This window comes from Gilvibacter sp., assembly GCF_965601605.1.
Classification (GTDB): Bacteria; Bacteroidota; Bacteroidia; order Flavobacteriales; family Flavobacteriaceae; genus Gilvibacter.
Genome location: NZ_CBFCWJ010000012.1, coordinates 79,899 through 92,053, shown reverse-complemented (window position 1 = coordinate 92,053; position 12,155 = coordinate 79,899). Strand labels below are relative to the sequence as shown.

At 43.8% G+C, this 12,155-nt stretch carries 13 protein-coding genes; 6 read left to right on the top strand and 7 right to left on the bottom strand.

Features of this window, described 5'->3' with window-relative positions; all coding sequences use genetic code 11:
* Window positions 1-5: 5 nt before the first annotated feature.
* The 5 genes from ACSLP7_RS02965 to ACSLP7_RS02945 all read right to left on the bottom strand — a co-directional run bounded on the left by ACSLP7_RS02965 (window position 6) and on the right by ACSLP7_RS02945 (window position 3,270).
* Window positions 6-536: a hypothetical protein gene (locus tag ACSLP7_RS02965; RefSeq protein WP_435577931.1), complete on the bottom strand. Its 531-nt coding sequence runs from the start codon at window positions 534-536 to the stop codon at window positions 6-8.
* On the bottom strand, window positions 526-771 hold the full coding sequence (locus tag ACSLP7_RS02960) for a DUF2007 domain-containing protein (protein WP_435577930.1): 246 nt from the start codon (window positions 769-771) through the stop codon (window positions 526-528). The genes ACSLP7_RS02965 and ACSLP7_RS02960 overlap by 11 nt, the downstream gene beginning before the upstream one ends.
* Window positions 772-883: 112 nt before the next feature.
* Window positions 884-1,744 carry an OmpA/MotB family protein gene (locus ACSLP7_RS02955; protein WP_435577929.1) on the bottom strand — a complete coding sequence of 287 codons (861 nt, stop codon included), beginning with the start codon at window positions 1,742-1,744 and terminating at the stop codon, window positions 884-886.
* 79 nt (window positions 1,745-1,823) lie between these two features.
* Window positions 1,824-2,816, bottom strand: a complete 993-nt coding sequence (locus ACSLP7_RS02950; RefSeq protein WP_435577928.1) for a glycosyltransferase family 2 protein — start codon at window positions 2,814-2,816, stop codon at window positions 1,824-1,826.
* A 10-nt stretch (window positions 2,817-2,826) separates the two neighbouring features.
* Window positions 2,827-3,270, bottom strand: a complete 444-nt coding sequence (locus ACSLP7_RS02945; RefSeq protein ID WP_435577927.1) for a type I restriction enzyme HsdR N-terminal domain-containing protein — start codon at window positions 3,268-3,270, stop codon at window positions 2,827-2,829.
* A gap of 27 nt (window positions 3,271-3,297) precedes the next feature.
* Here ACSLP7_RS02945 and holA point away from each other — a divergent pair, with 27 nt between their 5' ends.
* Window positions 3,298-4,296: a DNA polymerase III subunit delta gene (gene holA, locus ACSLP7_RS02940; protein WP_435577926.1), complete on the top strand. Its 999-nt coding sequence runs from the start codon at window positions 3,298-3,300 to the stop codon at window positions 4,294-4,296.
* Window positions 4,297-4,303: 7 nt separating this feature from the next.
* Here the strand turns inward: holA and ACSLP7_RS02935 are convergent, their stop codons facing one another.
* Both ACSLP7_RS02935 and ACSLP7_RS02930 read right to left on the bottom strand, forming a co-directional pair.
* Window positions 4,304-5,002 (bottom strand): DUF6090 family protein, encoded by a 699-nt coding sequence (locus tag ACSLP7_RS02935; RefSeq protein WP_435577925.1) that lies wholly within the window; start codon window positions 5,000-5,002, stop codon window positions 4,304-4,306.
* 42 nt (window positions 5,003-5,044) lie between these two features.
* Window positions 5,045-5,425, bottom strand: coding sequence for a DoxX family protein (locus tag ACSLP7_RS02930; protein ID WP_435577924.1), 381 nt, complete (start codon window positions 5,423-5,425; stop codon window positions 5,045-5,047).
* A 198-nt stretch (window positions 5,426-5,623) separates the two neighbouring features.
* Here ACSLP7_RS02930 and ACSLP7_RS02925 point away from each other — a divergent pair, with 198 nt between their 5' ends.
* From ACSLP7_RS02925 to ACSLP7_RS02905, 5 genes are all read left to right on the top strand, one after another.
* On the top strand, window positions 5,624-8,422 hold the full coding sequence (locus ACSLP7_RS02925) for a choice-of-anchor I family protein (RefSeq protein ID WP_435577923.1): 2,799 nt from the start codon (window positions 5,624-5,626) through the stop codon (window positions 8,420-8,422).
* Between the two features lie 87 nt (window positions 8,423-8,509).
* A complete protein-coding gene (menA, locus tag ACSLP7_RS02920) occupies window positions 8,510-9,421 on the top strand; it encodes a 1,4-dihydroxy-2-naphthoate octaprenyltransferase (RefSeq protein ID WP_435577922.1) in 912 nt (303 codons plus the stop codon).
* A gap of 39 nt (window positions 9,422-9,460) precedes the next feature.
* Window positions 9,461-10,141 carry a metal-dependent hydrolase gene (locus ACSLP7_RS02915; protein WP_435577921.1) on the top strand — a complete coding sequence of 227 codons (681 nt, stop codon included), beginning with the start codon at window positions 9,461-9,463 and terminating at the stop codon, window positions 10,139-10,141.
* Window positions 10,142-11,194, top strand: a complete 1,053-nt coding sequence (locus ACSLP7_RS02910; RefSeq protein WP_435577920.1) for an o-succinylbenzoate synthase — start codon at window positions 10,142-10,144, stop codon at window positions 11,192-11,194.
* A gap of 3 nt (window positions 11,195-11,197) precedes the next feature.
* Window positions 11,198-12,151, top strand: coding sequence for a lysostaphin resistance A-like protein (locus ACSLP7_RS02905; RefSeq protein WP_435577919.1), 954 nt, complete (start codon window positions 11,198-11,200; stop codon window positions 12,149-12,151).
* Window positions 12,152-12,155 lie beyond the last annotated feature (4 nt).

Below are 12,155 nucleotides of genomic sequence, written 5' to 3'. Positions count from 1 at the left end.
CGGCCTTAGGGTCTGTTTTGAATATATTCCGCTGGGATCGGATTCTCAGGCGTTTCTTGCGTCCAATAGATGTTTACGATCCACCAACGACTGCCGTCAAATTGCAATTGAATACTATTGATGCCGCGCATAAAGGGCTCAGAGTCCTTTTTGGAGCGGAAGGATTCATAGGTACTGAAAACTTGGGCTATGGTCCCAAAACGATCTTCCTGCCTGCCGATCTCTTTTTCGTAAAAGCCGTTTTCTACCAACCAGGCCCCAGAGCGTTTGATATAATCATCAGGACTCATATAAACGACTTGATAACCGCCGTCCTTGGTTTTGGCCGAAAAGATCAATTTAGCCTCCTCTTTAAAAAGATATTTAAAGAGCTCCCAATCACGCGCTTCACCTTTTTCTCCACTGATCACTCCGTAAAGCGTAGCGATCGTTGCATCAATGCTTTCTACTTTAGTGAGCTGATCCGTTTGGTCTTGGGAAAAGCTGGTTTGACATCCAAGTATCAAAGCCAGCAGTAGTAGTGTTTTAAGCTTCATCGGTCTGTTGGTTGTTTATAAAATCTTCCACAATAGCTTTGGCCTTATCAAGATCATCTTGATGTACCTTCAATCTAACAGTGTTTGGAGTACCGCCACCAAATCCAGCAGTGATGCCGGCTTGGTAGTCATTTTGTACCATGGCATCGATTCCTGCTTGCTCTAACAATCCTTTTAGGAGGATCACGCGAACTTCTGTTCCGGAGTAGATGGTTTCAAATTCTTGTTCACTCATGTTGTTATTTTTAAGCCGCGGTTACTTCGAAAAGTGACCTTCCTTAAAGATAAGGTATTCGCATAAAAAAACCGCGCTCGATGGCGCGGTTTATGCTTTGTGTTTGAACGAACTAGTTATTGATCGCAGGATCTTTAAGTCCGTCTTCAATCATGTTGTAGAACTGATCAATCTTAGGCAGTACTACAATACGTGTACGTCGGTTTCTAGCTTTTCCTTCTGGGGAATCATTCGGTGCTACCGGAATGTATTCTGAACGACCTCCTGCAGTCATGCGTTTAGGATCAACTCCGAATTCGTCTTGCAGTAATCTTACTACCGCTGTTGCGCGAAGCACACTCAAATCCCAGTTGTCTTTCACTCCAGAACGACTGATAGGATCAGTATCCGTATGACCTTCTACTAAGAATTCAAAATCAGGTTTGTTATTAACAACCTTAGCCACTTTTCCGAGAACTTCTTTGGCACGCTCGGTAATGGCATAGCTTCCACTCTTGAATAGGAGTTTGTCAGAGATGTTTACGTAAACCACACCTTTCTCTACACTAACTTCGATATCTTCATCATCCAAGTTTCCAAGCACTCCTTTAAGGCTCTGAACCAAAGCGAGGTTTACAGAATCTCTACGAGTAACTGCATCTTGAAGCTTGCGAATGGTCAAATCCTTCTCTTTTAAGCTCTCCAATGATCTTTCCAAGTTAGCAGCACCTTGTTGGGTAAGTGTGGTAAACTCCCCGATCTGCTTGATAAGATCTCCGTTAGTAGCGTTTAAAGAAGCAACTTGTGATTCCAAAGAATTGGCTCGGGCAGTGAGTCCCGCTTTTTCTTCTAGACAGCTGTTGAGTTTAACGGTAGCTGAATTCAATAAATCTTCTGTGTTGCGTTGTTTGGCTTCTAGTTCTGCGTATTGTTTTTTAGATACACAGGATACCGCGGTAAGGGCAATGGCGGCAATTAATGCTATTTTCTTCATAAATCTCAGTTTAGTTACGTAAAATTAGTTGTTATGCAGCTTTGCTAAAAATCCTTAACAATACTTTAGGTAAAGGTAGTTAAAGCTTGCTAAAAGTGCGCAGCCCAGAAACAAAATACTTCCACACTACACTGTTAATAACGTAGTAGTTTTGAGTGTTGTAAGTATCTGGCTTTGTTTTGGTTATATCGCTGTAGTTTCTGTAAAAGTCCATGTGAGCCCTAAAGATCGCGCTCACATGACCAAATTGCCCTTTGATCAAAAACCGCAGGGCAGCAACACCGTCAAGAACCATTCGAACAAAAATGCGCTTTTTAGCTGTGAATCCGTTGAGGTTTTTGGCCAGGCAGTACAGGGAGTTTCTAAAGTTGTAATAGGTCTTTTTGGGATGCATGCTGGGTAAGGTTCCTCCACCTAAATGGTAAACTGAACTCTGAGGAATGCACTTCACTTCTCGGCCTAAATGAAACAAGCGCCAGCAAAGATCAATCTCCTCCATATGAGCAAAAAAGCGCTCGTCAAAACCTCCGGCAGTTTTAAAAGCTTCCTTGGTAATGAATAAGCAAGCACCTGTGGCCCAAAAGATATCGATGGTTGAATTGTATTGACCTTCATCTTTTTCAAGGGTGTCAAAAATACGTCCGCGGCAATACGGATAGCCGTATTTGTCAATAAAGCCACCAGCAGCTCCAGCGTATTCAAAATGGTCGGGATTGCTGTGATCCAAGATCTTGGGCTGTGCAGCGGCGAGTTGGTCGTTGATTTGAAAAGCCTCAATGACAGGGTCGAGCCAATTCGGACTTACTTCCACATCACTGTTGAGCAGTACCCAAAGCGGTTCATCTACCTGCTTTAGGGCTTCATTGTAACCCCCAGCGTAGCCGCTGTTGGTCGGGTTTTGTATTAAAGTGATCTGCGGATACTGTTCCTTTAGAAAAGCCACTGAATCGTCTGTGGAAGCATTGTCGGCCACGTAAATGTGAGCTTCAGCGCTATGCGCCACCACAGAAGGCAAATAGGTCTCCAACAGTTGGCGTCCGTTCCAGTTCAATATGACTACAGCGACTTTCACGTTTGCAAAGTTAGTTATACGAAGGCAGTTCTGGTAGGAAATTATATCGGCTGTTGGTGTAGTCGAGCTGACAGTAATAATGGGATAAGCCATTGGTGACCATCAGTAGGTCTGCACTCAAGGCTAAATTGTATCGCGCTATCTGATCAAAAGTATCTTGATTGATTGCTACAGAAGGCGCTTTACATTCCACCAAAACCCTAATTTTCCCATCGGGATGAAACACCACCACATCGTATCGTTTCTTTAAGCCGCTCACTTCCAGTTGCTTTTCCACATTGATCAAACTCAAAGGGTATCCCTTTTCTTGATGTAAAAAATGAACACAGTGTTGACGCACCCATTCCTCCGGGGTGAGGACCACAAATTTTTTTCGGATCACATCAAATACTCCGGGCTTATTTTTGGTATTTTTGAATCGGAACTCGTATGGAGGAAACGCCAAAGGCTGCATGGAACAAAGGTGCAGTTTTTTTTTGAGATGGATGACGTAAAATGCATAGTGACCGATATTAGAAGCGGTAATTTCAAACCCATTTATTTTTTGATGGGTGAGGAGGCCTATTATATCGATCAGATTGCTGATTTCATTGAAGAGAATGCCTTAGATCCTTCCCAGAGAGACTTCAATCAAATGATCCTCTACGGCCGTGATGTGAGCATTGATGATATTGTGGGGCAGGCCAAACGCTTTCCCATGATGGCAGACCGCCAGGTGGTTATTGTTAAAGAGGCTCAGGACCTTTCACGCACTATCGAGCAGTTGGCTGCCTATGCGGAGAATCCGCAGCCCACAACAGTGCTGGTGATCTGTTATAAATACAAGACACTAGATAAGCGCAAAAAGCTGTACAAGACTCTCGGTAAAAGTGGCGAACTCTTCACGAGTAAAAAACTCTATGAAAATCAAGTTCCAGATTGGATCCGACGAGTACTTAAAGGTCGTGGCTACAGCATAGCTCCAAAGGCGGCGCAAATGCTCGTGGAATTCATTGGTACTGATCTTTCCAAGATCAATAACGAGTTGGAAAAACTACAGCTCATTGTTCCAGTGGGTACAGAGATCAGTCCAGAGATCATTGAGGAAAACATTGGGATCAGCAAGGATTTCAACAATTTTGAGTTGCAAAAAGCCATAGGAGAGCGCAATATTAAAAAGGCCTACCACATTGCCAATCACTTTGCACAGAACCCTAAGAACCATCCGCTGGTAATGACTGTAGCGCTGCTGTACAGTTTTTTCAATAAACTACTCAAATATCACGCTTTGCCCGATCCGTCTGCGGCGCCTAAGGTTTTGGGAGTGAATCCTTATTTCATTCGCGATTACCAAACGGCTGCACGCAACTATCCTATGAAACGCGTCAGCGCAATAATCAAAGGAATTCGCAAAGTGGATATGAAAAGCAAAGGAGTGGGAGCCCACAATATGAGTCAGGCAGATCTTTTAAAAGAACTGCTGATCACTATTTTCGACTAATCTTCTTTTATTCGATAGACTCTGGAAGTAGGCGCTCGTCAATTTTTTCTAAAGCGAGCTTGGCTTGCCCTTTATATTGCTTTAAAGCAGGCAGCAGATTTTTACAAGCAATGACATTAAAGAAGGCTACACGGTTGCGGTATTCAGGGTCATTGGTAATATACTCCAGATACTCTTCGGGTAGTTTTCCGCTTAATATCTCCGCAAACCAGGGTTGGGTGTTACGCCAGTGCTCCAAGGTCTCATAGGTGTCGGCCTCTACGCGTGAAGAGATCTCATCAATGACATCTATAAATCCACTGTAAAACTGTACCAGTTCAATGGCCAGAGAGTCTCTATTCTCTTTACTCTGATTGAAGCTGCGGAGCTGTCCATAGCCTTTATCGTTGAGCTTGAAAGGAACGTAAGTGGTGATTATAGAATGGCAATCATTGCACTCCTCATAATTCTCACGGGTAAACGGTCCTTTTACAATACTGTCGGCAAGTTTTTCACGTGCTTCATAATAAGGAATAATACGCCCCACCAAGGTGGTGTCTATGATCAGATCGGCCTTGACATCAGAAAATATCGCTAAGAGTTCCTCGCGCTCCTTTTTCTTCTCGTTGGCGTTATTGATGGCCAAAGCGATCAAAATACCCGCTACTACTAAGATGATTTCGCCTAAAGCATATAAAAGGTATTTCCCGACTTTGCCTTTGCGCATCGCGTCTAATTTAGAGAGTTTGAATATCCGGCCGCTCAAGGACTAAAAGAGTTGTTTTATGGTGTACTTTCCGCCACCCATCAAGGCAATAGCGGTAAAACCAACCAAGTATAATAAGGCCTTTTCCATATTGGCAAACGGATCGTTACCGTGAACAATAAATGCGGCAACGGCCATTGTGATGATCACTGGAATGGCAGCCAAACGGGTTCTGAGACCAAGAATGATCAATATAGGACAGATCGCCTCAGCAAAAACCGTGAGAATAAAACTCAAGGTAGAACCTATTCCTAAGGGATCGCCAAAGCTCATATCGCCTTGAAACAAATTCATCAGTTTGGGAATTCCGTGAAAGAGCATGAGGGCGGACATACCCACACGCAATACCAAAAGACCAGTTTGGTAGTTTTTAGATACGCTCATAAAAGTCAGTTAAGTTGTTCGATTTAAAGGTACGCAAATTCAGATAACCTTGTTTTTACCATTTCTTAAAAAAAGCGTTGGCAAACTGTTAGTAAGCCAGCCATTAATCACAATAGGGTAATATTCTTCTAAAGTTCAAGCCGCTTTACGGCGGTAATTTTAGGCTGATTTAAATCCAACAATATTTATCAAATTGACATGAAAAAAATTACAACGACCTTATTATTACTCGGCGGGATCTTTGCTTACGGGCAGGATGCTGGCGTAGGTACTGTTATTGCCGGTACCAGTTTTGAAGAGCCTGCCGCTGTTGGCGGTTCATATACAGATACCGGTGATGCTGCTGTGGCTCATGATCTTGTGAACAATGCGGGAGAGCCCTTAGTGGACTATGTAGCGGCAGCTACTGAACTCGGTTTTGACGCCGTTTACGAACCTTACGACACTCCAGGTTCTGGCCTTACAGATGGTGACTTTGTGGGTGTAACTGATTTTACAGGAGCTGTAGGTGCTTACACCGACGGGACTCAAGGCTACCAGATCTCTGATTCCGACGGAAACATGATCACCACTTTTGATCTTGTAGACATGGGTGGATTCACCAACAATGAAGTGTCCTTGGACCTATTTATTAACAGCACCGGTTATGAAGGCGATGGAACTCTGAATGAAAGCGGTTCTGACCGTATCCGAGTTTATGTGGTTGATATGACAGACGGTACCGAGTACGATCTTTTAGATACTACAGGTTCTGACATTAATGACTTAGCCATTGAAGGCGCTTGGCAAAACTTAAGTGTTAGTTTGCCAGACAACGCTCAAGCTGAGTTGGTCTTTGAAGTTCGCACCAACTCTTCTTCAGAAGCGGTTTATATGGACAATGTGGTCTTTACTGGCGAGGAAGTTCCTCCAGCAGCAAGTTTTACCTTGCCTTTTAATTCAGTTCCGGAAGACGGTGGAAGCATTGAAGTAGAAGTAGCAATTGCAGAAGCACCTGCTGCTGATGTGACTGTGGATGTAGTATTGGTTTCTGGTGGAACTGCTGCAGAAGGAGCTGATTTTACTTATGCTGCCACTCAAACTGTAACCTTTCCTTCAGGGATTTCAGCTCCGCAAGCACTCAACATTCCAATTATCAATAATACGGATGACGGAAGTGATGTGTTTTTTGTGCTAGAATTGCAAAATCCATTAGGAGTTTCTATAGATGAGGATGACCTAACCGCGATCTACATTTTAGATGACGACACCGTGGTTCCTAGTGCGGACCCTGCTGTTTTGGACATCAACTTTGTGGACAGTTATTTGGTTGACGGATCTGGAACTGCAGAGATCACTGCTTATGATCCAGATACGCAGCGCTTATTTGTAACCAATTCCAACAGTGTAGAGATCCTAGATTTTAGTGATCCCTCAAATATTTCCTCAATTACCACTGTTGATGTATCTGGTTTTGGCGACGGCGTTCAGTCCGTAGCGGTAAACAACGGAATAGTCGCTGCAGCCATTGCTGCCGATCCTGCCACAGATCCAGGAGTGGTATTATTTATGGACACAGATGGAGGTTCTCAATCTACAGTAACTGTTGGAGCCCTGCCTGATATGTTGACCTTTACCCCTGACGGAACCAAAGTTTTGGTAGCTAATGAAGGAGAGCCCAATGATGATTACTCCATTGACCCAGAAGGGAGCATTGCTGTGATTGATGTTACCGGAGGTCTTGGATCTATTGATGATTCAGATGTGGCGATTATTGACTTCAACGCTTTTGACGGTACGGAAGCGGCTTTAAATGCAGCCAACATTCGTATTTACGGCCCTGGAGCTAATGCTTCTCAAGATTTAGAGCCAGAGTACATTACCGTTGCTAACGACAGCCAGACCGCTTATGTGGTGTGTCAAGAGAACAATGCCTATGCTGTTGTTGATTTGAACACAAATACGGTGACGGATCTATTTAGCTTCGGATTGAAAGATCACAGTTTGCCTCAAAACTCTTTGGACGTTTCTGACGAGACCGATTTTGTATTCAATGCGAGTTGGCCAATTTTTGGAATGTATATGCCAGATGCCATCGATTTCTATGAAGTAGGAGGAACAGGGTATATCGTTACCGCCAATGAAGGTGATGCACGTGAGTATGATACTTACGAAGAAGAATTCAAGATAGACGATGACGAATACACTTTAGATCCAGCAGTATTTAGTGATATTGACATTTTAGAGCTAGAATCTAATTTGGCAGAGATCAATGTTTCTAACGCCTCTGGAGATACAGACGGAGACGGAGAATTTGAAGAGATTCACGTTTACGGAGCGCGTTCTTTCAGTATTTACAATGCAAACACTGGAGCACAGGTCTTTGACAGCGGAAACGACTTTGAAGTGATCACTGCGGCAGATCCAGTATACGGAGGAATCTTTAATGCTAGCAACAGCAATAACAACTTCAAGAACCGTTCAGACAATAAAGGGCCTGAACCAGAAGGTGTAGTTGTTGCAGAGATCGGAACTTCTTTTTACGCCTTTGTTCTATTGGAGCGAATTGGAGGTTTTATGACTTATGACATTACAGACCCTAACAACCCGGTATTCATTGAGTACAATAACTCTCGTGGAGCTGTACCCGGAGATGATGAATCTGGTGATTTAGCACCAGAAGGTGTGGTTTATGTTTCCGGTGAGCAAAGCCCTACGGGTATTGCACATTTAGTGATCTCTAACGAGGAGAGCGCTACTTTGAGCATTTGGTCTCTAGATAATGTTTTGAGTGTGGACGAGTTCCAAACTGCTGACGATAAATTCACCATCCATCCAAATCCTACAACCAGCACGGTTTTCTTTAGCACCCCTGGAGATTACACCATTTACGACATTCAAGGAAGATTGATCGTACAACTTAAGCAACAGGCATACTTTGATGCTTCTGGCTTACAGACTGGCGTTTACCTAATCCAAGATCAAAACGGACAGATACAGCGTTTGCTTAAGAACTAGTTTTACCAAATCTGCTGTTTATTGAATTCGCCTCATCACGAAAGTGTGGGGCGGATTTTTTTTACCGTATTTTTGCAAAAACACCTTATGACTACCACCAAAGCTTGGATCAGTGCTGCGCGCTTGCGCACCTTGCCGCTTTCAGTTGCGGGCATTATTGCAGCGGCTGGTTTGGCGATAAGAGCTGATCTATTTGATCCCATTATTTTTCTCGGTTCACTCTTTACCGCAATTGGGTTTCAGGTACTTTCTAATTTTGCCAATGACTACGGAGACGGCGTAAAAGGAACCGACAATGAAGATCGGGTAGGACCCATGCGCGCCATGCAAAGTGGAGCGCTCACTGCTGCAGCTCTTAAAAAGGGAATGCTCATCACCGCTTTGATTACCTTGGCCTTGGCCGTAGGCTTGATTTATCGTGCCTTTGGGTTGGAGCAACTGCTTTATGGCATTGTGTTTTTGGTCTTAGGTGTAGCGGCAATTATCGCCGCTGTTAAATACACAGTAGGAGATTCTGCCTATGGATATCGAGGTCTGGGCGATGTTTTTGTTTTTTTATTCTTTGGATTGGTGAGTGTGGTTGGGGGTTATTTTCTTTATGCCAAACAATTGGACACTTACGCCTTCTTACCTGCTATTGCAATAGGGCTTTGGAGCGCTGCAGTATTGAATCTCAACAATATGCGAGATCGCGAGAGCGACGCCAAAGTAGGCAAGAATACCTTAGCTGTAAAACTGGGTAAAAGCGGTAGTTTAAACTATCACACCTTTTTGATTTTGGGCGGAAGTCTTGCTGCTGTGGTGGCAATTTACCTCAATTGGGAGCAGTTAAGTTATTGGAGTTTATTGCCCTTTGTTGCTGTGGTTTTGCTCAATAAACATCTAGTTGCTGTAAGAAATACAGCCGATCATAAAAAACTCGATCCACAGTTAAAAGTAGTCGCACTTTCCACCTTTTTATACGCACTGCTTTTACTGATCTCCCACTTGGTTTCCTAAGCCAAGAGTGCGTATCTTTAGGTCAAAACAACAGCCAGCATGCAAATTCAATATTTGGGGCACAACACCTTGGTAATAAAGACCAGTTCGCACAACATCGTGATAGATCCCTTTATTAATGGAAATCCACTCATTGAAGACAAATCCATTCTCGATTCCATAGAAGCAGATTTTATTCTGCTTACTCACGCCCACCAAGACCACGTTTTAGATGCTGAGGCCTTGGCCAATCGCACGGGAGCTACTATTGTATCGAATTATGAAATTGCCATGCACTACGGTGCAAAAGACATTCCTGTTCACCCTATGAATCACGGCGGACATTGGAGTTTTGATTTTGGTCGTGTCAAGTATGTTGCTGCTGTGCATACCAGTGGATTTGCAGATGGTACTTACGGAGGCGAGCCCGGAGGTTTTGTCATTGAGGTTGATGGCAAGACCATTTATGTAGCCGGCGATACTGCCTTGACTATGGACATGAAGCTCATCCCAATGGAATACAAACTAGACTTAGCCATTTTTCCAATAGGGGATAACTTTACCATGGGTTATCACGATGCTGTGCACGCCAGTGACTTTGTGCAGTGTGACCGTGTCTTGGGCGTGCATTACGATACCTTTGGTTATATCGAGATCGATCAGCAAGCAGCTCGTGATGCCTTTGCGGCAGCGAATAAGCAACTGGAACTCTTACCGATTGGCGGATCATTGACTGTTTAAATGAAAGCCAGTTATCAATCCTACATTTTAGATTTTAAAAGGCCTAGCGGGACTTCTCGAGGGATATTGACCCAAAAGCAATCCTATTTTCTTCAGCTTAAAGACGGGGAGCGTTGGGGCATCGGTGAATGCGCATTGCTTCGTGGCTTAAGTATAGATGACCGCCCTGACTATGAAACTAAGCTGGATTGGCTTTGCAAAAACATTAATGAAGATCTGAGTTATCTAATGGCTGAGCTGGTAGAATTTCCGTCCATCCGGTTTGGCTTAGAGATCGCATTGGCGTCGCTCCGCAGTGATAATCCTTATGAACTCTTCCCTTCGGATTTTACACAAAAAGAAACACCTATTCCCATAAATGGACTTATTTGGATGGGTAGCCCGGAATTCATGACCGCGCAGATCGAAGAGAAATTAGAGGCTGGTTTTGACTGTATTAAAATGAAGATCGGCGCTATTGATTTTCAGCAAGAGCTCAATATTCTCAAACACATTAGAGATCGCTTTGATGCGAAGACTATTGAATTGCGCGTTGATGCTAACGGTGCCTTTACTCCTGAACAGGCCTTGGATAAATTGCACCGACTGGTGGAATTTGAACTGCACTCCATCGAACAACCCATAAAGCCTAAACAATGGGAGGCCATGGCAGCCATTTGCGAGCACACTCCGCTACCGATCGCTTTGGATGAAGAACTCATAGGGATGCATGATGCGGCAAAACAAGAGCGAATGCTCGAGATCATCAAACCACAATATTTGATCTTTAAACCGAGTCTGCTGGGTGGTTTTGCGGCCACAGACGGGTGGATCGCTGCTGCAGCAAAGCATGACATTCCCTGGTGGATCACTTCCGCCTTAGAAAGCAATATCGGTTTAAACGCAATTTGTCAATATACCTTTTCAAAAAGAACTATCTTGCCCCAAGGTCTGGGAACGGGCAGCCTGTATACCAACAACACAGAATCCCCATTGGTGGTGGAATCTGGTTTTATCAGATACAGTCAAACCGGAACCTGGAATTTGAACATGTTGAATCTAAAGCCTTTATAAGTCATGTATATCGCACAGGCGTATAAATCACTTTACCAACCGTGGCGCTACCTTTTAGGGGTGGTCATGGTATTTATCGGAACTCAATTGGGTTCTATCCCTTTTGTTGTTGCCATTTTTATGAAACAATCCGCGGAAGGCGGAAGCATGCTGGAACTCACAGACGAGACCGACATGCTCAATATTTTGGATTCCAACAGCACCTTCTTTTTTATGCTCTTAGGCTTTGCAGTAGGGCTTTTGGCCTTATTTCTTTGGGTGAAATACGTTCATAAACAAAGCATTACCAGTTTAACTACTGCCCGCAAGAAGATAGATTGGGGCCGATTTTGGTTCGGCTTCTTACTCATTGGAGTGACAACTACAGTTCTAACAGTTTTAGACTATTACGGCAATCCAGACGATTACGTACTGCAGTTTGACGCGAAGCTTTTTGCCATCTTGGCTTTAATCGCCGTGATCTTTATACCCTTACAAACAAGTATGGAGGAGTACTTATTTAGAGGCTACCTCATGCAGGGAATAGGCGTTATGAGTAGAAATCGCTGGTTGCCACTCTTGATTACCTCCTTTGTTTTTGGAATGCTGCACTATTTCAATCCGGAGGTAGATAAACTCGGAAACATAGTTATGGTGTACTACATCGGGACAGGTTTGTTCTTAGGTATCATCACCCTGATGGATGAAGGGATGGAACTCGCCTTAGGTTTCCATGCCGGCAACAATTTAATTGCGGCCTTACTAGTAACTGCGGATTGGACCGTGATTAAGACCAATTCAGTTTTCTTAGATGTATCAGAGCCTGCTGCAGGATTTGACGTGCTGGTCCCTGTATTGGTGATCTACCCGATATTCATCGCTATAATGGCCTTCCGTTATAAATGGAAAAATTGGTCAGAAAGACTTTTTGGAAAGGTGCCACCACCTCCCGAACGCGATCCACTAGAATTCCTTTAAAACA